Annotated in this window: 19 protein-coding genes and 2 tRNA genes; 9 read left to right on the top strand and 12 right to left on the bottom strand. The window is 34.9% G+C overall.

Annotated elements, in window-relative coordinates; genetic code table 11:
• Positions 1–17: 17 nt before the first annotated feature.
• Together LX80_RS04370 and LX80_RS04375 are read left to right on the top strand one after the other, a co-directional pair.
• Positions 18–1,274, top strand: coding sequence for a serine hydrolase domain-containing protein (locus LX80_RS04370; protein ID WP_111293829.1), 1,257 nt, complete (start codon positions 18–20; stop codon positions 1,272–1,274).
• Positions 1,275–1,509: 235 nt separating this feature from the next.
• Positions 1,510–4,122, top strand: a complete 2,613-nt coding sequence (locus tag LX80_RS04375; RefSeq protein ID WP_111293830.1) for a TonB-dependent receptor — start codon at positions 1,510–1,512, stop codon at positions 4,120–4,122.
• Positions 4,123–4,275: 153 nt separating this feature from the next.
• Here LX80_RS04375 and LX80_RS04380 read toward each other — a convergent pair whose 3' ends face one another.
• From LX80_RS04380 to LX80_RS04410, 7 genes are all read right to left on the bottom strand, one after another.
• The gene (locus LX80_RS04380) at positions 4,276–4,989 is read right to left on the bottom strand and encodes a LytR/AlgR family response regulator transcription factor (protein WP_111293831.1); all 714 of its coding nucleotides are present in this window, start codon (positions 4,987–4,989) and stop codon (positions 4,276–4,278) included.
• Entirely contained in the window at positions 4,986–6,020 is a 1,035-nt protein-coding gene (locus LX80_RS04385; protein ID WP_111293832.1) for a sensor histidine kinase, read from the bottom strand. Before LX80_RS04385 ends, LX80_RS04380 begins: the two co-directional genes overlap by 4 nt.
• A gap of 124 nt (positions 6,021–6,144) precedes the next feature.
• Positions 6,145–6,218: transfer RNA gene (locus tag LX80_RS04390), tRNA-Pro, on the bottom strand.
• 46 nt (positions 6,219–6,264) lie between these two features.
• Positions 6,265–6,353, bottom strand: a tRNA-Ser gene (locus LX80_RS04395).
• 107 nt (positions 6,354–6,460) lie between these two features.
• Positions 6,461–7,888: a chromosomal replication initiator protein DnaA gene (dnaA, locus tag LX80_RS04400; RefSeq protein ID WP_111293833.1), complete on the bottom strand. Its 1,428-nt coding sequence runs from the start codon at positions 7,886–7,888 to the stop codon at positions 6,461–6,463.
• Positions 7,889–8,022: 134 nt separating this feature from the next.
• Complete coding sequence (locus LX80_RS04405) at positions 8,023–8,952, bottom strand: metallophosphoesterase (RefSeq protein WP_170120374.1); 930 nt, start codon at positions 8,950–8,952, stop codon at positions 8,023–8,025.
• Positions 8,945–9,691 (bottom strand): 5'-nucleotidase C-terminal domain-containing protein, encoded by a 747-nt coding sequence (locus LX80_RS04410; RefSeq protein WP_111293835.1) that lies wholly within the window; start codon positions 9,689–9,691, stop codon positions 8,945–8,947. Before LX80_RS04410 ends, LX80_RS04405 begins: the two co-directional genes overlap by 8 nt.
• Positions 9,692–9,805: 114 nt before the next feature.
• Here LX80_RS04410 and LX80_RS04415 point away from each other — a divergent pair, with 114 nt between their 5' ends.
• From LX80_RS04415 to LX80_RS04430, 4 genes are all read left to right on the top strand, one after another.
• The gene (locus LX80_RS04415; RefSeq protein WP_111293836.1) at positions 9,806–10,180 is read left to right on the top strand and encodes a DUF3127 domain-containing protein; all 375 of its coding nucleotides are present in this window, start codon (positions 9,806–9,808) and stop codon (positions 10,178–10,180) included.
• Positions 10,181–10,215: 35 nt separating this feature from the next.
• A complete protein-coding gene (locus tag LX80_RS04420) occupies positions 10,216–11,874 on the top strand; it encodes an NAD(P)/FAD-dependent oxidoreductase (protein ID WP_111293837.1) in 1,659 nt (552 codons plus the stop codon).
• A gap of 132 nt (positions 11,875–12,006) precedes the next feature.
• Entirely contained in the window at positions 12,007–12,948 is a 942-nt protein-coding gene (locus LX80_RS04425; RefSeq protein WP_111293838.1) for an ABC transporter ATP-binding protein, read from the top strand.
• A 46-nt stretch (positions 12,949–12,994) separates the two neighbouring features.
• On the top strand, positions 12,995–14,326 hold the full coding sequence (locus tag LX80_RS04430; RefSeq protein WP_111293839.1) for an ABC transporter permease: 1,332 nt from the start codon (positions 12,995–12,997) through the stop codon (positions 14,324–14,326).
• Between the two features lie 38 nt (positions 14,327–14,364).
• Here LX80_RS04430 and LX80_RS04435 read toward each other — a convergent pair whose 3' ends face one another.
• Positions 14,365–15,312: an NAD(P)H-dependent flavin oxidoreductase gene (locus tag LX80_RS04435; RefSeq protein ID WP_111293999.1), complete on the bottom strand. Its 948-nt coding sequence runs from the start codon at positions 15,310–15,312 to the stop codon at positions 14,365–14,367.
• A gap of 30 nt (positions 15,313–15,342) precedes the next feature.
• Entirely contained in the window at positions 15,343–16,335 is a 993-nt protein-coding gene (locus LX80_RS04440; protein ID WP_111293840.1) for a sugar nucleotidyltransferase, read from the bottom strand.
• Between the two features lie 280 nt (positions 16,336–16,615).
• On the opposite strand from LX80_RS04440, the gene LX80_RS04445 reads away from it, so the two are divergent.
• From LX80_RS04445 to LX80_RS04455, 3 genes are all read left to right on the top strand, one after another.
• Positions 16,616–17,896, top strand: a complete 1,281-nt coding sequence (locus tag LX80_RS04445; protein WP_111293841.1) for a serine hydroxymethyltransferase — start codon at positions 16,616–16,618, stop codon at positions 17,894–17,896.
• A 27-nt stretch (positions 17,897–17,923) separates the two neighbouring features.
• Entirely contained in the window at positions 17,924–18,340 is a 417-nt protein-coding gene (locus LX80_RS04450; RefSeq protein WP_111293842.1) for a DUF4293 domain-containing protein, read from the top strand.
• Between the two features lie 353 nt (positions 18,341–18,693).
• The gene (locus LX80_RS04455) at positions 18,694–21,657 is read left to right on the top strand and encodes a T9SS type A sorting domain-containing protein (RefSeq protein ID WP_146250375.1); all 2,964 of its coding nucleotides are present in this window, start codon (positions 18,694–18,696) and stop codon (positions 21,655–21,657) included.
• 66 nt (positions 21,658–21,723) lie between these two features.
• Here LX80_RS04455 and LX80_RS04460 read toward each other — a convergent pair whose 3' ends face one another.
• The 3 genes from LX80_RS04460 to LX80_RS04470 are packed head-to-tail and all read right to left on the bottom strand — an operon-like array spanning position 21,724 to position 25,215.
• Positions 21,724–23,127 carry an undecaprenyl-phosphate glucose phosphotransferase gene (locus LX80_RS04460; protein WP_111293844.1) on the bottom strand — a complete coding sequence of 468 codons (1,404 nt, stop codon included), beginning with the start codon at positions 23,125–23,127 and terminating at the stop codon, positions 21,724–21,726.
• A gap of 48 nt (positions 23,128–23,175) precedes the next feature.
• Positions 23,176–24,297 carry a non-hydrolyzing UDP-N-acetylglucosamine 2-epimerase gene (gene wecB, locus LX80_RS04465; RefSeq protein WP_111293845.1) on the bottom strand — a complete coding sequence of 374 codons (1,122 nt, stop codon included), beginning with the start codon at positions 24,295–24,297 and terminating at the stop codon, positions 23,176–23,178.
• 39 nt (positions 24,298–24,336) lie between these two features.
• The gene (locus LX80_RS04470; RefSeq protein WP_111294000.1) at positions 24,337–25,215 is read right to left on the bottom strand and encodes an aldo-keto reductase family protein; all 879 of its coding nucleotides are present in this window, start codon (positions 25,213–25,215) and stop codon (positions 24,337–24,339) included.

Below are 25,215 nucleotides of genomic sequence, written 5' to 3' on the forward strand. Positions count from 1 at the left end.
ACATAATTCCAGTAATTATGATTCAGTCCTGCTTTATCAATAAATTTTTTCTATTATTTTTATCAATCGTTTGTGTATTCCCTTTGTTTGCACAACAAAGCCAACATGAATTTAGCCTCTCTCATACCATCGATAGTATTTTACAAACCCAAGTTCAGGAAAGGCACATACCCGGTGCTGTTGTTTTAATTAAAAAAGATGGTAAGATTTTATATCAACATGCCTATGGGTATGCACGTTTGTTCAATAATCAACATCAATTACTGAAGCGACCGGAAAAAATGGAATTAAATACTTTATTCGATTTGGCTTCGCTAACAAAAGTGGTGGGTACAACTACGGCAATTATGTACTTGGCCGACAAGCATTTATTGTCGGTTGATGATCCGGTTTGTAAATATGTGCCCGATTTTAATACGCCTGATAAAAAAAATATTACCATTCGACATTTATTAACGCATACATCCGGCATTATTGAATGGTATCCTTTGTTTTATAAAGCCCATAACCGACAACAGGTGTTTTCCTTAATTGCCAAATTACCTTTACGGTATCCCATTGGTGCACAGCGTAAGTATAGCGATTTAGGATTTACGATTCTAGGTGAAATTATTCAAAATATTACAGGTATGCCTTTTGAACAATTTGAGGAAGAAAAAATATTCAAGCCATTGAATATGTTGCATACAACTTATAATCCTTTACAAAAGAAATTGTTTACACACTTTGCTGCTACTTCATTCGGTAACCCTTATGAAAAACGAATGGTGTATGATAGTACTTTAGGTTTTACCCAAAAAGATATTGATCCCACTTCATGGAATGGTTGGCGAAACTATGTGTTAAGTGGTGAGGTTAATGATGGAAATGCTTGGTATGCCAACGGCGGTGTATCCGGAGCAGCTGGCTTATTTTCCACAGCAGCAGACATACAGCAACTAGTTGATATGCTTTTAAATAATGGTACTGTTAATGGCCAATCTTTTATTAGTGCTTCTACACTGCAAACCTTTTTTACAAAAGATGCTTTTCAAAATGGTTTGGGGTGGATGATGGATGCCCATGATTCATTTATGAAAAATGCACCTGAAGGTAGTTTTGGGCATACCGGCTTTACCGGTACCAGTATAGTTGTAATACCCCAATACCATGCTTCCATTATTTTACTTATTAATCGGCAACACATGGGTTTGTTACCGAATGGTACCTATTTTGATGTAACACCCATTCGCAAGCAAATTTTTCAAGCCGTAATGCAGTATTGTAACCAATAGTGCAGACATACATCATCAACCAAAGATTCAATCTATTCCGACCCCATTCTATATTGCTTCGATTCTCGTTCGACTCAACAGCGTTGCACAACGCTGTTGATAGGGAGAAATGTCGAATTTGCCTGCCTTGAATTATGTAATAAATCATTTTCGTCGCAACAATTCTCTAACTGGTCGCAACTATCCATTTCCATGCTTTTAGTGCATATAATTTTGGGCACTATAATCATAGTATATGAAAAGTCTAATTGTTATTTGCTTATCCTTGTTAATTGGTTATGCTGCGTATAGTCAAATGCCCGGTATGGGTGGCAAACCTGCAGCCACTAATATTGGGCACATTTATGGACGTATTTTAGACAGTACCGGAAAACCCATTCATGATGCTACTGTATTGTTATTACAAAGCCGTATAGATGCTACCACTAAAAAAACAAAAGAAGTATTGTATAAAGGAATTACCACTAAAGCCAATGGAGACTTTAGTTTTGAAGATGTGCCAATTATTGGGGCACTTCAATTAAAGATTTCAGCTACCGGTTTTCAGCCTATTTCTCAAAATGTAAGTTTTGTAATGCCTATGCCGGGTGCTCAATCACCAATGGGTAATATGAATCAAGCCTTGAATGCTTTTGATAAAGATTTGGGTAATATTCGTTTAACAGAATCAGTGAATCAATTGCAAGGCGTAGTGGTAACAGCTACTGCTAAGCCCACCCTTAAAATGGACATAGATAAAAAAGTATATAATGTTGAGAAAGATATTCTAAACGCCGGTGGAACAGCATTAGATGTAATGAAGAATGTTCCTTCGGTAAATGTAGATATTGATGGCAATGTAACTTTACGCAATGCAACACCACAAATATATATTGAAGGACGTCCTACAACGTTAACGCTTGATCAAATTCCCGCTGATGCAATTGAAAGTGTAGAAGTAATTACTAATCCTTCTGCTAAATATGATGCATCTGGCGGTGGTGCAGGTATTTTAAATATCATTTTAAAGAAAAATAGAAAAACAGGCTATAATGGTAATCTTAGAGCTGGCGTTGATAGCTATGGCGCTTTAAATGGTGGAGGTGATTTTAATGTTCGCCAGGGAAAATTTAATTTCAATGCTTCGGCTTTTGTTAATCAAAATAAAGGGAAAACTTTCGGTACAACTAATCGTACCAACTTTGGCGATACTAGTACGGTTGTTAATCAATCCTCAACCGATAAAGATAATGGTGGTTTTGTTTTTGGCAGAGTAGGGCTAGATTATTTTATGACCAACCGTACCTCTTTTTCAGCCGGTATGATTAAAGTGCATGCCGATATGACTCCTAACCAATTTCTCTCAACTAATATTGATACTTTATTACAATCGGGAACTGCTAATCAATATAGTGAACGATATGCCAATACCCACCGTAAGTTTGATGGCACAGGTGCACAATTTGGGTTTAAGCAACTATTTAAACAAGAGGGGCAGACACTTACTGCTGACATGAATTACTTTTCAGGTAACAACTCCAATAACGTGTTGTACAATACCAATTATTATAACAATGGTGCAGGTAGTACAATTGTGAATAATACTCAGCAACAAACTTTGGGAACAGGCTATAATCAGTTTCTAACTGCACAAACCGATTATGTAAAACCATTTGGTAAAAAATCTAAATTAGAAACCGGCTTACGTTTTCAGCAACAAAAATTAACCAATGAAACCGATAATTATTATCTAGATAATGCAAGCAAAAATTTTATACTTTCTAATTTGGCTTCCATTCATTACAAAAACACCAATAATGTATATGCTGCTTATGCCTCTGTAACTAGTGCTATTAAAAGTTTTGGTTACCAAATTGGTTTAAGGGCCGAACGTTCAGACTATTCAGGTGATTTGTTGAATACACAACAACATTTTAGTAATAGTTATCCAATCAGTTTATTTCCATCTATATTTTTAAGCCAGAAGTTTAAGGGTACGAATGAAGTACAGTTTAGTTATACCCGCCGAATTAACCGACCTAATTTTTTTCAGTTAATTCCTTATACTGATTATTCTGATAGTTTAAATATTACCCGCGGTAATCCTAATTTGGTGCCTGAGTTTACCAGTTCATTTGAGTTATCGTATTTAAAAACTTTACCCCATAATAATACATTCCTGGCTTCACTTTATTATAAGCATACCGAGGGTTTAATAACTCGATATTTAGATACTGCACAAAACTATTTAACCGGTAAACAAGATATTATCAATACATATGTAAATGCTAACTCAAGCTACACTGTTGGCGCCGAATTAACGGGAGTAGCCAAGTTGGCCAAGTGGTGGGATATGACGATGAATGTAAACATTTATAACTCTCAAATCAATACCAATAATATTACAGGCACTTCTCAGGCAGCATTGTGGAGTTGGTTTGGAAAAATCAACAACAATTTTACATTGCCGGGAAAATTTAAACTACAATTAACCGGTTTATACCAATCAAAAACCAACTTGCCTGTTAATAATAATAGCGGACAGCAAATGGGGCCACCAATGATGCAATCACAAAGTGCTTCGCAAGGGTATATCCGTTCATTCTATAGTGTTGATGCTGCCATTAGCCGCAGCTTTTTGAAAAATGATGCTGCAACAGTAAGTATTAGTATGAGTGATATTTTTAGAACACGCTATTCAGATCAATACTCTTTCAGTAACTTTTTTGTACAAGATTATAACAGATTGCGCAACCCACAAATGTTACGTATCAACTTTAGTTATCGGTTTGGTAAAATGGATGTTTCATTATTTAAAAGAAAAAATACCAATACTTCCGGTATGGACGCTCTACAAGGTGTTCAGTAATGATGGTTTGATTTGTTAGGCAAAAAGCCGTCTTCCGTTCAGTTGGGAGGCGGTTTGTTTTTTATTGATATAATGCTTAACTATTTCGCATTCACTAAAATATTAATGAATAAAAAAGAGATATTCTTGTATTGCTGTGTTAGAAAGGATGCATTAAGAGGTCTTGCCGGTTAAAGCAATCACTGCATCTTTGTAGTTGTCGCCAATAGGCAGTTCAATATTGTTGATGAAAATGCTGCTTCGTTTAATGGCAGTGATGTGTTCAATAGCAATGATGTATGACTTGTGAATTCTGATGAATAAGTTTCCGGGTAATTGTTCTTCCAATGTTTTCATGCTCATGCGGGTAACAACAGGCCTATTAGAATGGATGAGGTGGATTTTAATATAATCTTTCAAACCTTCAATCCATATAATATCTTTAAAAGCAATTTTTAAGAGGGTGTAATCTACATTCACAAAAAAATAGGAGGGAGTAGGTGTGGGACTGATTGGTGCATGCGCATTTTTTAGTTGGAATAGTTCCCATGCTTTGTTACACGCCTTCACAAATCTATCTAACGATACCGGCTTTACGAGATAGTCCACCACATCTAAATTAAATCCGTCTAATGCAAACTTTTCATAAGCTGTAACCAAAATAATCATGGGTTTGTTGGGTAAGCTTTGAATAAATTGTAAGCCGGTTAATCCGGGCATTTGTATGTCAAGAAAAATTAAATCAATAGGCTGCGTTTGTAATACTTTCATGGCCTCCATGGCATTATTGCAAGTTGCTTTAAGTTGCAAAAAGGGAACCTGGCTAATATTGTCGGCCAGCAATTCTAAAGCCAGGGGCTCATCATCAACTGCTATACATTGTATCATGCATGAAAGTTTAGTTGTAAGGTAACGACAAACCAGCCATCTTGTTGCTGAATGGATAAATGTTGAAAATGACCATAAAGCAGTTTTAATCTTCGTTCAACATTGTTTAAACCAATGCCTGAGGTTTTATCTTTTACCTCACTAGAGGTTGGGTTGTATTTATTTTGAACTTTAAATAATAATTGATTGTTATTGGCCTTCAACTCAATCACAATTTTTGCTTCTTCTATTAAACCTGTGCCATGTTTAAATGCATTTTCAACAAATGGAATTAAGAGCATGGGCTCAATATCATAATGTTTATCAGGTGTGCTTGCATTAAACTGAACGGTAACATGGTTGCCAAAGCGTTGTTGTTGCAGGTCAATATAACTTTGCAGGTATTCAATTTCTTTTTCGAGGGGTACTTTTTCTTCATCGGCTTCATACAACATGTAACGCATTAATGCCGATAATTTAATAAGCGATGGTTCTAATACATCCGATTTTTTTCTGGCTAATGCCACCATATTATTCAATACATTAAACATAAAATGCGGACTAACCTGCGAACGTAAAAAAGAAAGTTCGGTGGTTAAATTTTCTTTTTCTTTTTGTTGTAAAATATGGTCGTATTTTATTTTGTCGCGAATCATTCTGTAAGCTGTACTCGTGGCCAAAATAAACAGAAAGGGAAAAAACACAAATAGTATGGCAGGTTTTAATTCATAGGTTCTTGCCGCTAAAAAGGTTTCAAACAAAATCCAATCGAATACAATTTGAATAACAAAAATCACAACTTGTATCAATGCAAATTCCCAATACTTTTTCTTGTAAATGAATTTGGGCATTAGTAAGTAAGCATTCAAATAAAAATAACCGGCCCAAAGTGCGGCTGTAATTATGTATTTAATAAGGGAATAAGAATCATCATGCTCATGTTTGGTTTCATAAGAGGGGCGCAGTAAAAAAGGGAGTGAAAAAAGTAGTGTCCATGCAGCAATGTGCATGGCAATAATTACCCATTTTTTGGCGTACCACTGTTGTTTCATTATACTAAAATAAGTTAGTTAAGTTATAAAGCATGTGTAGCAGCGACCAAAAGGTGAATTTCTGCGACCAATTCCAACAACAAAAAAGGCAACCTTTTACAAGATTGCCTTTTGAAAGCTTCTGTCGGGAGGACAGGATTCGAACCTGCGACCCCCTGGTCCCAAACCAGGTATTCTACCGGGCTGAACTACCTCCCGAAGCCCTATGGATAAAAAAACGCACTTTACTTGTGCGTGTATTTTGCGGTGAGGGAGGGATTCGAACCCTCGGTACAGTTTAACCCGTACGGCAGTTTAGCAAACTACTGGTTTGAGCCACTCACCCACCTCACCATTCCCAAGTTTTATTTGGGGTTGCAAAAATAGGGATGCTGTTTGTAAAATCCTAAAATCGGCTTTGGTAATTTTTAAAATATTTTTTGAGCCGAAAAATTGATTCATTACATGGCAGCTAATTGCACCTTTTGTGTTAATTCCATAACATTTTCCCTAAAAATGGTATCCGTATCCATTAAATCTTTTACGGTTTGGCATGAATGAATAACGGTTGTATGGTCTCTTCCTCCAAAATGCTCGCCTATGGTTTTTAATGAATTTTTTGTAAATGCTTTGGCTAAGTACATTGTAATTTGACGAGCCTGTACAATTTCACGTTTCCTTGTTTTATGCAATAAACGTTCATACGGTACATCAAAATATTCGCATACCATTTTTTGTATGGCTTCAATGGTAATTTCTTTGCTGGTTGTTTTAACAAAATTGCGCAATACTTTTTTGGCTAATTCTATATCAATTTCTTTTTTGTTTAATGATGACTGGGCTAATAATGAAATTAATGCGCCTTCTAATTCCCTAACATTGGTATTAATGTTATAAGCCACATATTTCACTACATCTTTACTCATGTCTAACCCGTCATTCTTCATTTTATGTTCTAAAATTTCAATGCGGGTATCATAATCCGGTAATTGTAAATCGGTACTTAAACCCCAGCGGAAGCGGCTTAATAAACGTTCTTGCATGCCATCTAAATCCTTAGGGGCTTTATCAGATGTTAATACCAATTGTTTACCGCTTTGGTGTAAGTGATTGAATATGGCAAAAAATGCATCCTGCGATTTTTCGGCACGATTGAAAAATTGTACATCATCAATAATCAATACATCAATTAATTGATAGAAATGTATAAAGTCGTTGATGGCATTATTGCGGCTATGGTCTTGAAACTGATTAATAAATTTTTCACTGCTAACATATAAAACCACTTTGCCGGGATGTAATCTTTTTACTTCATTGCCAATAGCTTGAGCTAAATGTGTTTTTCCTAAACCAACACCACCATATATAACTAAAGGATTGAATGAGTTGGCGCCGGGCTTTTCGGCAACAGTTTTCCCGGCTCTGCGCGCTACACGGTTACAATCACCTTCAATAAATGATTCAAATGTATAAGTAGGATTTAATTGAGGGTCAATTTGCATTTTCTTTAATCCCGGAATAATAAAAGGATTTTTAACCGGGTTATCAATCACCAGCGGGAAATTCATTTCATTGTTTGCATAAATTTTCATGCCACTGGCAGGCAAGTCCATGCTGCCATTTCTTCCATTACCGCTATCAACCATTATTCTATATTCCAAACGAGCATCTTTACCTAATTCACGCTTTAAGGTTTTAGCTAATAAGTTAACATAGTGCTCTTCCAGGTATTCGTAAAAAAATTGGCTGGGTACTTGAATTAATAATACATTATTTTTTAATTCAATTGGTTTTATGGGCTCAAACCATGTTTTAAAATGTTGCCACTCTACAATATCTTTAATAATTTTAAGGCAATTGTTCCAGATTGATTCAGCAGTTTTTACCATACTATTTGCAACAATTTATCAATAAGTTTTAGAATAATTTTTGAATGCCCCATATAAGTCCTCAGCATCAAACTGCACAAAAAAATTTTAGACGGACTGCGAATATGTAGACTTTATGTTGAAAAAAAAATTTTTTATTGATTCTTTTTTTCCTTTAGTAAAAAGTTTTTCGTTCGCAGCAAATTTTTGTTCATTTTATTGTCTATTTCAAAATCTAGTTGGGCTAATTGAACACCTCCCCATCCGGCTTGGTTCACAATTGTGTAACCACTGCTTTTATTTTGATAAATTCTAGGCTGCTTAAAAAAACGTTGTGTGTGGCCGCCAACAATTACATCAATATCATAGTTATTTTTTGCAAGTATTTCATCACTTAAGTTGCCATCTGAATAACGGTCGCCTAAGTGCGATAAACAGATAATCATATTGCAATTTTTTTGCTTTAAATAGTTGGCAGTTGTATTGGCTTGTTCCACCGCATCAAGGTAAACTATTTTTTCTTTATCCGGAATAGAAATTTTGTCATGCAGTGGCAGTACAATACCCATTATACCAATTTTTAAGTTTGGCCATTCTATTATTTTGTATGGTTCATAACAATTTTGTAAAGCTGTATGCGTGAAATCATAATTGCTAACTACAGGCTTCATACCGGTTAATGTTAAGTTATTCGCTAAATGGTCTATTCCTGCCATAAAATCTTTTTCTCCCAATGTAAAAGCGTGATATCCTAAATATTTCAAAGCTTCTAATTCAGCCTTGCCTTTAAATGTATCAAAAACAGGGCCATCTCCACAAAAATCACCCGCATCAACCAATAAAGTATAAGGATTATTTTTTACTATGTCATCAATCACTTTTTTGTGTGCTCCAATTCCTCCCGTATGGCGTTCAGTATCATATTCATTTTTTACAGGAAATAAGTTGCTTTGTAAATTATTGGTATGTAATAATGTAAATGTAATAGTGCTACCATCTACCCATAAAAATTTGTTTGGAATAATAGGCAAGCTGAATAATAAACCCGCTTTAGCCGTGCTTGTTATAAAATCTCTTCTATTCATAAACATAGTTTATGGGTGATACTTTATTAATGGCAAGTGGCTCATGGTTATTGGTGAACGATTCAATATAAACTTTGCAACTTTCTCTTAGGTTGGTATTTAATGAAACCTGAGGTAATAATTTTAAAATTTCGCATTTATAATTACCATTTTTCATATAATCAGTTACCACAATTTGGTAGGTATTGCCGGGAATTATAGGTTCATTGTTTATGTAAATATTGGTAGCATTTCCTTGGGGTGTTATGTTATACTTAATTCCGCAAATAGGCCATCCACCATCAGCAGCCATTTGTTGAATAAACTGGGTTAAATGTAACCCGCTAATTGAAACAATTACCAGTTGGTTATTGTAAGGTAAAAGTTGGGTTAAAGAACCGATTGTAATATTTCCCTGCGCCAAATAACCTTTAATGGAAGCGGGATGAAGCATTGCCGCATGTATAGTTGTGCCGGTTTTTGTTTGTGCTTGGTGTAACATTGCTTGGGTTACTAAATTTCCCAAAGCACCACCTCCTTTGCCTTTATAAACATTTTCTAATGCAAAGCCTATTGTTGTATTTAAATATTTTTCAATACTATCGTTGTAGGGTTTAAGCCATTGTTGGGTAGCACTATCTGCTTGGATAGAAGATGATATGCTGTGATACTGAAACTGAACAGTTGAAACGGTTTGCGAATGGCCAATGCATGCAATACATAAGCAGGTAAAGCTACTAATGGAAATGGCCTTTAACATAGATAGTTGGTGTTTGAGCAGTAAGGTACAAAAAAAATGTACAGAAAATATTAAAATTTAAGAATGGTATTCCCTTTTTAAACTGCTACATTTGCCGCAATAAATATTTGATATATGAGTTATGAAATTACAGGTAAGTTGGTAGCAAAATATGATATTGTTCAACGTACCGAAACATTTAAAACACGTGAATTTGTTATTGAAAAATCGGAAGATATTGGTGGAAGAACCATTACCAATTATATAAAATTTCAGTGTGTGCAAGATAAAACTTCTATGCCCGACCGATTTTCAATTGGTGAAACAGTAAAAGTTTTGTTTAATATAAAAGGTACTAAATGGACTAAAGATGGTAAAGAAAACTACATTACCAATTTAGATGCTTGGCGTATGGAATCGGCTAAACTTAGCGACATGCAAAGTAATGCTCCCGATTTTGTTCCGGATGCTACTTCCGATGATATGCCTGCCGATGATTTACCATTTTAATGGTTCATGATTTTATAGGATAAAAACCTATCAACATGCAAAAAAAAATAGTACTGCGTTTAACGCCCGATGAAGCGGCGAATGAAAAAGCTATTGAAAGCCATTTGGTTCAGCAGCTGGGCATTCCTCCAACCCGTATTTACGGATATTTTATAGAAAAAGAATCCATTGATGCAAGAAGTAGAAAGCAAATTTGGATTAATAAAACCCTTCATGTTTTTGTTGATGAACCATTTGTTAATCGTTCCATTCAACATATTGAATATTCTTCTGTTCATAATGCAGCCCATAAAGTACTCATAATAGGTGCCGGACCTGCGGGATTATTTGCCGCATTAAAGTTGATTGAGCATGGCATACAGCCCATTATTTTAGAACGCGGTAAATCCGTTAGAGAAAGAAGGAGAGATTTGGCCAAACTAAATAAGGAAGGTATTGTAAATGAAGATAGTAATTATTGCTTTGGAGAAGGTGGTGCAGGTACTTATAGTGATGGGAAGTTATATACCCGCAGCAATAAACGGGGAAGTATAGATAGTATTCTACAACGCTTTGTACAGTTTGGTGCCGACGAAAAAATTTTATATCAATCACATCCGCACATAGGAACCAATAAGTTGCCGCATATTATTGCTGCTATGCGGCAACAAATTATTGATGCAGGCGGGTTATGTTTTTTTGAACAGCGGGTAACAGATTTTGTTATTGAGCACAATGTTATTAAAGGTGTAATTACAGCCAATTGCCAACAATGGCATGGCAATGCAGTTATATTGGCTACCGGTCATTCTGCTCGTGATATTTTTCACCTGTTTTTTAGAAAGGGTTTAGCCATAGAAGCAAAACCATTTGCTTTAGGGGTAAGGGTTGAACATCCACAGGCCTTAATTGATGCTATACAATACCATTGCCCATTACCGACAGCATTTCCTGCGCATAGTGAACGTAATGCGCATTTGCCGCCTGCTGCTTACAGTTTGGTAGAACAGGTAAATGATAGAGGAGTATTTAGTTTTTGTATGTGTCCCGGCGGCATTATTGCACCGGCAGCTACCTCGCCTAATGAATTGGTGGTAAATGGATGGAGTCCATCTAAACGAAATAATCCTTTTGCCAATAGTGGAATGGTTGTGCAAGTAAATGAGGCCGATGCGGGACAATGGTTGCAAAAGCATAAACAATGGTTGCAATTACAAATGCAGGAAAAAATGTATGCGAAGAAAGAGCATTATTTGCAACATCCATTGTTACTGCTTTTTTTTCAACAATGGGTTGAGCAACAAGCCTATGCAGCCGGTGGGGGTAAATTTGTAGCGCCTGCACAAAGAATGGTTGATTTCGTGAACAATAAAATATCTACCCAACTACCCGAGTGTAGTTATATACCAGGTGTGCAATCGGCATCCTTACAAACTGTATTGCCTGATTTTATTCATCAATCTTTGCAAAAAGGTTTTTATCAGTTTGGAAAAAAAATGCACGGGTATTATACCAATGAAGCCTTAGTAGTTGCTACCGAAAGTAGAACTTCATCGCCGGTTCGTATACCCCGCAAAACTGAAAATTTACAGCATATACAAGTAAAAAATTTATATCCCTGTGGGGAAGGAGCAGGTTATGCAGGTGGTATTGTTAGTGCTGCAATGGATGGTGAATTAGTTGCGGCCACTATAGCAGCAACTTTGCACCTTTAATTTACTGCTGGTTTGTTAAAGTATTCCACTCATCATTAAATTTTAGTGATATAATATTTTATTAATAATAAATATTTATCTTGCTAACACTTGTTTAAAAGCGGTTTGGTAAACCCTAAATGTTAACCCTTTATGAATAATGCTTTACTGCAATTGCAGCATTTAAAAAAATTTTACGCTACACAAAAAGCTGTTGATGATATTAGTTTTGAAATAACCAATGGTAGCATATTTGGTTTGTTGGGTCCCAATGGTGCCGGTAAAACTACTTTGTTGCGTATGATAACCGGTATCATTTATCCCGATGAAGGTACGATATTGTTTGATGGTGGGCCTTTTAATCCCATGAATGATACTGCCAAAATTGGATACATGCCTGAAGAAAGAGGGTTATACAAAAAAATGAAAATTGGTGAACAGGCTTTGTATTTAGCTCAATTAAAAGGGTTAAGTAGGGCAGAAGCACTAACTAAAATTCGTTTTTGGTTTAAAAAACTGGAAATGGAAAGTTGGTGGAATAAAAAAGTAGAAGACTTAAGTAAAGGGATGAGCCAAAAGCTGCAATTTGTTACTACCGTATTACACGAGCCTAAACTTATTATTTTAGATGAACCATTTAGCGGGTTAGATCCTGTGAATGCTAATCTTATTAAAGAAGAAATTTTTCGTTTAGCACAGCAGGGCGCTACCGTTATTTTCAGTACACACCGTATGGAACAAGTTGAAGAAATTTGTGACCATATTGTGTTGGTAAATCTCGGGAAAAAAATATTGGATGGAAATGTAGGTGATATTAAACAGCAGTTCAAAGAAAATAAATTTAATATTTCATTTTCTGAACAGCCATCTGCAACAATAAACGCTGCTTTTAATGTGGTTACTCAGAATAAAAACAATTTAGTGGTTACAATTCAAGAAGGATATTCGACTAATGATGTACTGCAATTCTTCATTGATCAAAAAGTCCATATTACCCAGTTCAATGAAATATTGCCTTCTTTAAATGATATTTTTATACAATTGGTAGAAGATAGTCAAGGGGCTGCTTCTCGAAAATTTCAAGCCATACAATAAATGCACTTGCCGTAAACTTTAACTATTACCATGTAAACATTTTAATATGAGTAAAACTTTTTTAATAGCTCGACGTGAATTTTTAACACGAGTACAAAAGAAGACTTTTTTATTAACCACCATTTTGTTACCACTACTCATTTTTGGGTTTTATGCACTTATCATTTATTTCTCGGTAAAAACCGGTGATCATATTCAAATTGCTATTGTTGATAATGCGAAGCTAATGACGAATATTAACGATAAACAAAATGGAGACATACATTTTAATGTTGTGCAAAACGTTACTACAAGCGAGTTAGATAATTTAATTCAAAAGAAGCAGATTACCGGCTATATCGTAATTCCTGAAAATTATAACATAATGGGTTTTGATACCCTTTCTCTAAAGTCTGATAAATCCATTGGAATACTTACCCGCGATAAAATTCAAAGAAAATTTTCGGAATTATTAGAAGAAAAACGTTTAATGGCTTTGAATTTGAATAAAAAACAAATTGATAGTATTCAAAATGCCAATACATTACAATTTACCAGTTTGCAAGGTGAAAAAGATTCGAATGCCAAAGCAGGAATAAGTTATGGTGTTGGTTATTTTAGCGGCTTTTTGATATATATAATACTGTTCATTTATGGAACTATGGTAATGCGTGGTGTTATGGAAGAAAAAATGAATAGAATTGCTGAGGTAATTATAAGTAGTGTAAAACCTTTTAAATTAATGATGGGAAAAATTACCGGAATTGGTGCCGTAGGATTAATGCAATTCATTATCTGGATTGTTTTGGTGTTGATATTGACCATGTTGTTGCCTCTATTTTTTCCTCAACTGGCTCAACAAACCAATAATTTACCTATGCAACCCGGTGCCATGCAAGCAGCAGAATCCGTAAAAAATAGCGGAGAGTTACAGGGTATTATGTCTGCTTTAAGCACCATTAATTTCCCTTTGTTAATTGGAACATTTATTTTTTATTTTTTGGGTGGTTATTTATTATATGCTTCTTTATTTGCAGCGGTAGGTAGTGCTGTAAATGAAGATCCACAGGATGCACAAAGTTTATTATTGCCTATTACCATGCCTATTATTTTTGCCATGGTTATTATGACAAAGGCGGTTAATGATCCCAATAGTTCTATTGCCGTTTTTGGAAGTTTGTTTCCTTTAACTTCTCCAATTGTTATGATGGCACGTATTGCACATGGTATTCCTAACGGTGTACCCTTGTGGCAGTTGTTGGTTAGTATGGCATTGTTAATTGGCGGCTTTTTAGCTACAACATGGCTTGCAGCTAAAATTTATAGAGTAGGTATTTTAATGTATGGTAAGAAGCCTACATGGAAAGAAATGTGGAAATGGGCTTTTTTAAAAAATTAATCTTAAGAAAGGATGGTGATTTCACCATCCTTTCTTATTTACATGCCTTCAATAGGTTTTTGTAATGCTGCCGAAAAATCTTGCCATATTTCATTAACTATTTCTGCGGCTGGTTTTATTTCATTAATTAAGGCACTTACCTGTCCAATTTCTAATTCCCCTTCTTCTAGGTCGCCTTCAAACATTCCTTTTTTGGCACGGCCTTTACCTAATAACTGTTGTAATGTATTAACATCAGCACCATTTAATTCTGCTGCATGTACTTCTTCAAAAAACTTATTTTTCAATAAGCGAACAGGCACATGTTTTTTCATACTTAATAAAGTATCACCTTCTTTTGCTGCTATTACTTTTTCTTTGAAGTTAATATGTGATGAAGCTTCGGGAGTACAAACAAATCTACTTCCAATTTGTACACCATCTGCACCCAATACCATAGCTGCCAACATTTGTCTTCCTGTTGCAATACCGCCGGCAGCAATTATTGGTATTTTCACTGCCTGTTTAACCAAAGGTATTAATACAAAAGTGGTGGTTTCTTCACGTCCATTATGTCCGCCCGCTTCAAATCCTTCGGCAACAACAGCATCAACGCCTGCTGCTTCAGCTTTTTGCGCAAATAAACTACTGCTAACCACATGTACAACGGTAATGCCTTTGCTTTTTAAAAAACTTGTGTACGTTTTTGGGTTGCCCGCACTGGTAAAAACAATAGGAACATTTAAGTCAATAATTGTTTCAATATGTTTATCAATGTCGGGATACATTAATGGTAAATTAACTGCAAATGGTTTATCGGTAGCTTGCTTGCATTTAGTAATGTGTTCACGCAATACAGGTGGATACATACTTCCGGCCCCTATAATGCCTAATCCGCCTGCATTGCTAACTGCTGATGCCAGTTTCCAACCACTTGCCCAAACCATACCGGCTTGTATAATGGGGTATTGTATTTTAAAAAGCTTTGTAATGCTATTTGAAAACATAGCAGTGTACATTTTTGTTCAATAACTTATTTATCCAAAGTCAATTTCTGTATTGTCGCCAATATTTAAACTGCGGCTCAATCCTTTAACCGAGGCATCACTGCCAATTAAAGAATTATCCAGCACAACTTCATATAAATGCGTATAGGAACCGATAATACTATCGCGAACTATAGAAAATTGAATGTTTGTATTGGCACCAATTGAAACATGTGGCCCAATAATCGCATTTTTTAAAGTGCAGCCCACACCAATACTAACAGGGGGAATAATAATGGTATTTTCCAGTTTAGCAGAGGGGTCTATTTTTCCGCCAAACTTTTTTAATAAAGTAGCATTACTTTCTAAAAGGGTTTCTTTTTTACCACAATCAAACCAGTTTTTTACTTTGAATGATTGGAACTTTGCACCTCTGGCAATCATACATTCTAGTGCGTCGGTTAAGTTGTATTCACCCAATGTTTTTATATTTTGGGTAAATATGTGATGCAAGCAATCATACAAAAAATTAGTTTCCTTTATTTTATACAAACCAACCAATGCCATATTGCTTTTAGGAATGGCGGGTTTTTCAACTACTTGTTCAATAAACCCATCATCATCTATAGATGCTACGCCAAAGTTCCTGGGATCATCAACTTTCTTCACACCTAACATGCTATATGGGCTTTCTAATACTTCTTTTATGTCAAATTCGCAAATGGTATCACCAAGTGTAACAAAAACCTCATCATTGCCAACTATGTTTTTAGTTAATTCAATGGCATGGCCTGTGCCTTGGCGTTCATTTTGGTAAACAAAATGGGTAATTAAGTGCGGATAAGTTTGGTGAACATATTCCTGAATTTTTTCACCTAAGTAACCAACTATAAAAATAAATTCCTGAATACCGGCTTCATGTAACTGATCTACAATAAAACTTAAAATAGTTTTACCCGCTATAGGAATTAAGGCTTTAGGTTGGGTATAAGTATGTGGTCTTAATTTGGTGCCGGCACCAGCAACCGGAATTATTGCTTTCATTATTGGAGGGTAGTTTTTGGGTTTGTTTTATAACCTAAAATGATTTTAAAACTATGTTTTTTCTTTAGTATCAAAAAATAAGTTTGGGTGAATAATTTCCCGTTTTCAAATCAGTTTATTCATCATTAAGTGCATTTTTGGGGGTGTGAAAATAGGTAAAACTTTTTTTTATAGCTAAATCAAGTTTTTTCGGCAATAGTTTTTAAAAGTTATGGCAGGCTAAGATTGAACATTTACTTTTGCAAATATTCAATTACAAACAATTTTCAAAAGAATTTCTATGCAAAAAGATACCCTTGTTTTTAATCTTATTCGTCAGGAGTTAGAGCGTCAGAGAAGAGGCATTGAATTAATTGCATCTGAAAATTTTACCAGTTTACAAGTAATGCAGGCTATGGGAAATGTGATGACGAATAAATATGCAGAGGGATACCCGGGTAGAAGATATTATGGTGGATGTGAAATTGTTGACCAAACAGAACAATTAGCCATTGATCGGTTAAAGCAAATATTTAATATAGAATACGCTAATGTTCAACCACATAGTGGTGCACAAGCAAATGCTGCATTAATGTTGGCTATTTTGCAGCCAGGTGATGCCATTTTAGGATTAGATTTAAGCATGGGCGGGCATTTAACACATGGTGCTGCTGTAAACTTTAGTGGAAAATTGTATCAACCCCATTTTTACGGCGTTACAAAAGAAGAAGGTTTAATTGATTATAATATGCTGGAAGCGCAGGCCCGTAAAGTAAAACCTAAATTAATTATTTGTGGTGCCAGCGCTTACAGCCGCGATATTGATTATGCCCGAATTAGAAAAGTGGCCGATGAAGTTGGGGCTTTCGTAATGGCAGATATTGCACATCCGGCAGGTTTAATTGCCAAAGGGCTATTAGGCAATCCGTTTGAACATTGTCATTTTGTAACATCTACTACACATAAAACTTTGCGTGGTCCTCGTGGTGGTGTTATTATGATGGGAAAAGATTTTGAAAACCCATTTGGCTTAAAAGATGTGAAAGGAAATGTGCGGATGATGAGTAATTTAATTGATATGGCAGTTTTCCCGGGCACCCAAGGTGGGCCTTTAGAGCATGTAATTGCCGCTAAAGCTGTGGCTTTTGGAGAAATTTTAACCGATGAGTTTACCCAATATGCAAAACAGGTTCAGCTCAATGCTCAAGCAATGGCAAAAGCATTCGTTGCAAAAAATTATCAAATAATTAGTGGTGGCACAGATAATCACTTAATGCTGATTGACTTACGTAATAAAAATATTAGTGGTAAAAAAGCAGAGCAAGTTTTAGGTATGGCTGATATTACCGCCAATAAAAATATGGTTCCCTTTGATGATAAAAGTGCTTTTGTTACTTCCGGTATTCGTTTTGGTGTGGCTGCTGTTACTACCCGTGGTTGCAAAGAGGAGCATATGAATTTTATAGTAGATGCTATTGATACTGTATTAATGAATGCCGATAATCAAGCAATCATCGAACAAACTAAGAAAAGTGTGAATGATTGGATGCTGCAGTTTCCCTTGTATCCTGAGTTAGGTTAATGTTTTTTAATTATTTAATTAAATCATATGATACAACGCATACAAACACTTTGGCTGTTATTAACTGCAGCTTGTGCATTTATATCATTAAAGTTGCCTTTTTATACCGGTAATGTAATGGAAAACCAAAGCTCAGTATTTAAAAGCTTAACAGCTAGCAGTTCATTACTTATTAATATTATTACTGTAATTATAGGTGTGTTTGCAATTGTATTTATCTTTTTATTCAAGAATAGAAAGCGGCAGTTGTGGTTGACCTTTTTACTATTTGTACTTACCATACTGCAAATAGTGTTGTTGTATTTTCAAACAAGTTCATTTGTGCAAGGTACTTGGGCTATTTCTATTCTTATTTATATTGCTATGCCCATTTTATTAATTTTAGCTATGCGAGGTATTTATAAAGATGAACAATTGGTAAAGAGTGTAGATAGACTTCGCTAAGAATAAATACTAAAAAATTTTTTAAGTCATTCAATAATTTTAGTTTCTTGTTATTTAAAAGGATTGCTTCAAAAGTGATCCTTTTGATGTGTTTATTGGGTATTGGCCGTGCCAAACAGAAGTTAAAAAGTGTTAAAATTTACTTTTTTTCAAAAAAATTAACGCTTACGTAAAAAATTATGTTTATGTGTAAGTGTTTTTTATTAAATGACATGTGGAAAAAAGTAAAAAATACTTAAAAAAATCCACAAAATTTTGTCTTTAATATTCCCATACACACTACATTTGGCTTGATAATTGCAAATTTCCAACCAAAAAAATGGAAATGCAATATCAAAAAAAATTCAATATTTATGATTAAGCCATCCTATGTAATTCCTAGGCTGCTGTTGTTTATTTTTTTAACAATAGTAAGTCAATCAAAAGCTACTAATTATTATGTTGATCCTTCTTCTACCGCTTCTACCCAAAACGGATCATTGAACACTCCATGGAAGTCCCTTGCTTCTGTAAACAGCAATATGTATTCTTTTAAAGCGGGCGACACCATTTTTTTTAAGCGTGGGCAAACTTTTGTTGGTAACCTAAATATTACAGTATCGGGTAGTGCTGGGAAACCAATTGTGTTTACTACTTATGGTAGTGCATCTGCACCGCCTGTTTTTCAATATGCATTGCCCGATAGCAAATCGAATGCCGCACGTAATGCCATTTATATGTATCAGCAAAGCTATATTGAAATAAATGGTATTAAGATTACGGATACAACCATGAATCCTAATGACCATACCATAACTTCAAATGTGGGATATGGTGTTTCAATGGATCAATGTAATTATGTTAAACTTAGGAATTTAGATATTTCTTTAGTTGGTGTTGGGGTTTCTTGGGATGGAAGTAGTAATAACTTAATGGATAGCTGTAAGATTTATAATATGCGTATGGTTCGAAATACCCCAACCAGTGTCAATAATAACGATGATTATGGTGCTAATGGTATTGTGGTTGGCGGCAGTAATAACATTGTTACCCATAACTTATTTCAAGATTGTTGGGCAATGAGTTATGACTATGGATGGGATGGGGGAGCGGTAGAAATGTTTGGGTCTGCCATTAACAATAATACATTTATGTACAATACCTCTATTAATAATAATGGCTTTACTGAAATTGGCAGTAATGCCGGTGGTACTTGTAATAATATGTTAGTAGCTTATAACCTACTTATTAATAATGGTTCATTAGCGTATTTACAGAACAGTGGTACCTTTGCTATAACAATTAATAACCTTCAGTTTTATAATAATAACATTATAGAAACAGTAAACCAACTAACATTGCCTACTTATATGTTGGGAATGCAGGCTACGTCTTCAATTCAAAATATTATTATTTTAAAAAATAACATTTTTTGGTTAAATACCGGCATTAGTGTAATTAGCTCGGGTAGTGCAAGTAAATTCACCAATGGTCAAATGGTGCACCAAAACAATTTGTATCATATAATTAATGGCGGAAAAACAAATTTTACTTTAGATCCAACAGAAACATTGTTAGGTAATACAACTGCCGTGTTTACGAATACCAGTAATTCAGATGCTTCACAATGGAATTATACATTATTAAATCCCGGTCCTGCAATTGCTACTGGTCAGGGTGTTGGTTTATCAACTGATTATGCCGGCAATTCAGTGCCGTCATCTAAACCCGATATTGGCATGTTGCAGCATACTACTAATGTTGCAGCAACTAATCCATTGTCTATTAGTGCAGTTGCCGGAAAAATTACATGTAATGGCGGTACTACTACAGTTGCCGTTACTGCTACAGGTGGTACATCGCCTTATACAGGAACCGGAAATTTTACTGTGGGTGCCGGTACTTATACTTACAAGGTAACCGATGCCAAAGGCGATACAGCTAGCACCACTGTAACTATTACGCAACCAACTCCAATTACCGTAAGTGTAGTTACCGGAAATATAACAACCTCCACCGGTACTACATCTGTTACTGCAACTGCGTCGGGTGGTGCAGGCGGTTATACCTACAGTATTGATGGTGGAAGTTTTCAAACCTCTTCTACTTTTTCAAATATTGGTTTGGGAAATCACACTGTTATTGTAAACGATGCGAATGGCTGTAGTGGATCAAAAAGTTTTACAATCGTTCAATCTATAAGTTCTACTACAACTTTAAAGGCAAGTGCAACTGCAGGTAATATTTCATGTAACGGCGGAACAACTTCTGTTACGGTTACTGCTACAGGTGGTACATCGCCCTATACAGGTACGGGAACTTTTACAGTAAAAGCAGGAACATATACCTACACAGTTAAAGATGCAACCGGTGCTACTGCTTCAACTTCAATAACAGTTACAGAACCAACAGCCATCGGTGTTAGTATTAATACAGGTACTATTACCGTTTATAATGGAAGTACTTGGGTTACTGCTACTGCCACTGGGGGTGCAGGCAGTTACAATTATAGTTTAGATGGTGGAAGTTTTCAATCATCCGGAAGCTTTTCAAATGTAATGGCGGGAACGCATACAATAGTTGTTAAAGATGGAAACGGCTGCTCATCTGCAGCGCAAAACTTTACCTTAACACAACCATCAGGAACAGATACTGTACGGGCAACTGCAGTTGCCGGAACTATAAAATGTAATGGTGATAAAACTACTGTTACTGTAAGTGCAACCGGTGGTACACCGCCTTACACAGGCGCTGGTACCTTTACTGTGGGTGCCGGCACTTATACTTACAAGGTAACTGATTCAAAAGGGAATTATGGTGTAATTACTATTACGATTACTGAGCCACCTGCTTTAACTATTTCTGTACCTATTCCAACTATAGCGCCTTACAATACAACTACAACAGTTGCTGTATATGCTTCAGGAGGCACAGGGGCATTTTCATATAGTTTAGATGATAACACTTTTCAAAGTAATAATTTGTTTTATAATGTAACGGCAGGTAATCATTTGGCAATTGTTAAAGACGCTAATGCCTGTACAGCTCAACAATCATTTACTATTGCCCCAGCAACTACAACTACTGATAGTTTTAAATTGGAGATTAAAGCTTTTCCTAATCCTACACACAACCAATTTAAATTGCGAGTAAAATCGGGTAGTAACCAACGTATATCCATTTATGTTTATAATTCCAATGGTCAACTTGTTTACAGTTTACTAGATGGGGCGCCCAATAATGACTATAATTTTGGAAGTAATTTTTCTACCGGTATGTTTTATGTGAAGGTACAACAAGGTACTACCGTTCAAACTTTAAAGATTATGAAACTATAAACATGAATATACAATACATTCCGGAAAAATTAAAAATGAGGTTCTGCATTCGGGCCTCATTTTTAATTAATAAGCATTTTTTTCACCTTTTATAACATTGTACACAGTTAAGAAAAGTATTCTTATATCTAGCCATATAGTCCAATTTTCTAAATACCATAAATCATTTCTAACCCGCATAATAATTTGCTCATCATTAAAAATTTCGCCTCTATACCCATTAACTTGTGCCCAACCTGTAATGCCCGGTTTTAGAAACTGACGAATCATATAATGATCTACCATTTTAGAAAAATCGTTGGTGTGTTTTACCATATGTGGTCTGGGGCCAACTAAACTCATTTCACCTTTTAATACATTTAAAAATTGTGGAAATTCATCTAAGCTTGTTTTACGAATGAAACGTCCTATTCGTGTAACCCTGCTATCATTTTTGGTAGCTTGCTTGGTATCAGCATCTTTATTGATACGCATACTTCTAAACTTGTAACAATAAAAAGGTTTATTGTTTTTTCCGGTTCTTATTTGTTTAAACAAAATTGGCCCGGGCGACTCTAAATAAATTAATAAACCCAGTAATGGGAATAACCACGATAAAATAAAAATTACAACCAAAGCACTTACAACAATATCTAAAATTCGTTTCTTTACCCGGTTGCCAATATCTTCCAAAGGTTCACTTCTAAAGGATAAAACCGGAAGGTCTCTTATATAATCAATAAGTACAGGTTTGGTAAAAAAAACTGATAAATCGGGTACTACTTTAAATCGAATGCATTTCATTTCTGCATCTTTCATTAATTGATATATGTAATGATTTTGCTCTGGTGAAATTGTAGAAAATATTTCTTGAACATCTAAATCTTCAGCAACTTTTATGGTTTTGGTAATGTCGGGAAATATTGGATGATGTGTTAATTCAGAAACGTTTTCGCTATTTTCAACAAAACCAACTAAACGCATATTTAATCCTTCTTCTTCAAAATAGCTTTCAAGTTTTCTGGCCGTATCATTATATCCTATAATCATTACTTTGCTCAGTAAATTACTTTGTTTTCGAAAGTATTTTTTAATGCTTAAATACAAAAACCGATTGATGATAAGACCGGTGCCAAAAATGGTAATTGTTGAAATAATAAAAAAGCGCGATAATTTAAACTCTCTTGATAGGAATAAATAAAACAGCATTATTACAATCCATAAAAAATAAACCTGCGCACTTCGTTTCGTAAAAGTTTCAAAATGTAAAATGCTTTTTTCATTATAAATACCAAAGTAAAATGAAATGATTATCCAGCTTGCATTAATTAAAAGCCAAAATAAAAAGTATGATGAATAAAAACTTTCAGGAATGTTTTCATTCATAATTTCATACAAGAAAATGCGTGACAAAAAATAGCTTAGATTTAGAATGAATAAATCCATCCCAATTAAGCTGGCTTGTAAATAATACTTTAATTGCCTGTTCATAAAATATATGAAAATTATCGATTACAATTCACTTTTTATAATCAGGTGTTACAAGGTTTCTTTGATGGCTACTTTTTTTTGTAAGTAATTTTTAGCAATATTTTCAACAATGCGCTCTGCTGTTTTGCCATCCCATAAAGGTGGTACAGTGCCTTTTTTCCATTTATTTTGAAGAATTAACTGAATACATTGATGCATTTTTTCCATATCGTCACCAATTAACTCATTGGTACCCATGGTAATTGTTTCGGGCCTTTCGGTTGAATTGCGTAATGTTATGCAAGGAATTTGAAGTACTGTAGCTTCTTCTGTTATGCCACCGGAATCAGTAATAACTCCTTTGGTATGTTGTACTAAATATATAAATTGCAGGTAGGGTTGCGGGTCAATCATAATTAATCGCTCATATTGTATCTCAAGTTGATCAATAATATGCTTAGTTCGTGGATGTACCGGGAAAATAACCGGATAATCAGATGTTGCTAACATTATCTCCTTTAATAAAGAATTTAGTTTTTCCGGATTATCAACATTGGATGGGCGATGTAGCGTAATTAAAAAGTAATTTTTATTTGTTAATTGATATTGGTTCCAAAAATCGGGTTGAATAGTTTTATGAAGATTGTGATACAACGTATCAATCATCGTATTTCCCACAAAATGTATTTTGTTTTCCGATACTTGTTGTTTACGTAATAATTCATTGGCGTAGTTACTGGTTGTATAAAAATGATCGCATATAGAATCGGTAACTATTCTGTTTATTTCTTCCGGCATTGTCATATCACCGGACCTTATGCCGGCTTCAACATGCGCTACATCTATACATAATTTTTTTGCTGTAATGGTGCATGCCATTGTTGAGGTAACATCGCCAACTACTATTACTAAATTAGGTCTATTATTTAAAAGCTCTTTCTCAAACTTTACCATAATAGCAGCGGTTTGCTCAGCTTGTGTACCGCCGCCGCATTCTAAATTTATATCAGGCTCAGGTATGTTTAATTGTTCAAAAAAATCGCTACTCATTTTTTTATCATAATGTTGTCCGGTATGTACAAGTCTATACATAATGGGTGTACCGTTATTTTGAGCTTTTTTTATGGCATGAATGATAGGTGCAATTTTCATAAAATTGGGTCTTGCACCTGCTACTAAAGTAATTAACATACATTAAGGTTTGGGATGAAGTAATGGGATGAGAATAGTTTATAAACTATTGAACTGTGGTTGTAATTCGTGGGTATTAATTAATGTTACCATTTCCTTTATATTGTTTTTGCTTGAGGCACCAAATAAAATAGAAGCAATATTGGGTAAGGAATTAACATAATCAACAGCTTCTTTGGGCGAAATGGCGCCACCTGCTAAAACTTGCATAGCAATTACTCTAACTTTTTTAGTTTGTAATGTTTGTTCATATAATGCTTTTCCTCCCGACATTCTAAATCCATCTTTATTTATGGAAGTACATATAATTGGATTTTCAATGCCTACACTTTCCAACATATCAACCAGTTTAGGCAAGTTCATAGTAATAAAACCGGGTTCGGCATTGTATTTTTTAATGATATAGTCGTTAAATGCTTTTAAAATATCTTTCATGCCTAACCCAATTAAAAGGTCAGTTATTACATTTTGTAGAAATATAACCGGTGTGTCAATTCCTTTGAACATTTTCATTTCAGCATCAATCATCAATTCCATCATTGATATATAATCCTTCGATACAAAAGCAACCCCTCCTTTCAATAAGCTTCCAAAAAAATTACCGGGTACATACTGTTTCATTGCCCCCATAATTCCCAACTCGGTTACAGCATTTGCATATTTGTGTGCATATGGCATGCATGGATAAATTTTATACCCTTTATATTTCTCAGGATTACTTCTAATGGCATTGCATATATTCGCTATTCTATCGTGGGTTGTACACATAAAAGTGTTAATGCCACAGTCTCTTGATTGATCTAACACTTTAAGTATGGCAGCATCTTCTTTAAATTTAATTGCCTGTGCTCTGGATTTTTCATCAGATATATGGTTCACGCCAAAAAACTGATTATCTCCAAATAGTATTCTTTCCAT

Source organism: Hydrotalea sandarakina (assembly GCF_003254115.1).
In the GTDB taxonomy this organism is placed as follows: Bacteria; Bacteroidota; Bacteroidia; order Chitinophagales; family Chitinophagaceae; genus Hydrotalea; species Hydrotalea sandarakina.

Bases quoted from the DNA above. Each gene is read 5' to 3' on its own strand.
- LX80_RS04370 (WP_111293829.1), top strand. From the start codon at position 18: ATGATTCAGTCCTGCTTTATCAATAAATTTTTTCTATTATTTTTATCA.
- LX80_RS04375 (WP_111293830.1), top strand. From the start codon at position 1,510: ATGAAAAGTCTAATTGTTATTTGCTTATCCTTGTTAATTGGTTATGCT.
- LX80_RS04380 (WP_111293831.1), bottom strand. From the start codon at position 4,989: ATGATACAATGTATAGCAGTTGATGATGAGCCCCTGGCTTTAGAATTG.
- LX80_RS04385 (WP_111293832.1), bottom strand. From the start codon at position 6,020: ATGAAACAACAGTGGTACGCCAAAAAATGGGTAATTATTGCCATGCAC.
- dnaA (WP_111293833.1), bottom strand. From the start codon at position 7,888: ATGGTAAAAACTGCTGAATCAATCTGGAACAATTGCCTTAAAATTATT.
- LX80_RS04405 (WP_170120374.1), bottom strand. From the start codon at position 8,952: ATGAATAGAAGAGATTTTATAACAAGCACGGCTAAAGCGGGTTTATTA.
- LX80_RS04410 (WP_111293835.1), bottom strand. From the start codon at position 9,691: ATGTTAAAGGCCATTTCCATTAGTAGCTTTACCTGCTTATGTATTGCA.
- LX80_RS04415 (WP_111293836.1), top strand. From the start codon at position 9,806: ATGAGTTATGAAATTACAGGTAAGTTGGTAGCAAAATATGATATTGTT.
- LX80_RS04420 (WP_111293837.1), top strand. From the start codon at position 10,216: ATGCAAAAAAAAATAGTACTGCGTTTAACGCCCGATGAAGCGGCGAAT.
- LX80_RS04425 (WP_111293838.1), top strand. From the start codon at position 12,007: ATGAATAATGCTTTACTGCAATTGCAGCATTTAAAAAAATTTTACGCT.
- LX80_RS04430 (WP_111293839.1), top strand. From the start codon at position 12,995: ATGAGTAAAACTTTTTTAATAGCTCGACGTGAATTTTTAACACGAGTA.
- LX80_RS04435 (WP_111293999.1), bottom strand. From the start codon at position 15,312: ATGTTTTCAAATAGCATTACAAAGCTTTTTAAAATACAATACCCCATT.
- LX80_RS04440 (WP_111293840.1), bottom strand. From the start codon at position 16,335: ATGAAAGCAATAATTCCGGTTGCTGGTGCCGGCACCAAATTAAGACCA.
- LX80_RS04445 (WP_111293841.1), top strand. From the start codon at position 16,616: ATGCAAAAAGATACCCTTGTTTTTAATCTTATTCGTCAGGAGTTAGAG.
- LX80_RS04450 (WP_111293842.1), top strand. From the start codon at position 17,924: ATGATACAACGCATACAAACACTTTGGCTGTTATTAACTGCAGCTTGT.
- LX80_RS04455 (WP_146250375.1), top strand. From the start codon at position 18,694: ATGATTAAGCCATCCTATGTAATTCCTAGGCTGCTGTTGTTTATTTTT.
- LX80_RS04460 (WP_111293844.1), bottom strand. From the start codon at position 23,127: ATGAACAGGCAATTAAAGTATTATTTACAAGCCAGCTTAATTGGGATG.
- wecB (WP_111293845.1), bottom strand. From the start codon at position 24,297: ATGTTAATTACTTTAGTAGCAGGTGCAAGACCCAATTTTATGAAAATT.
- LX80_RS04470 (WP_111294000.1), bottom strand. From the start codon at position 25,215: ATGGAAAGAATACTATTTGGAGATAATCAGTTTTTTGGCGTGAACCAT.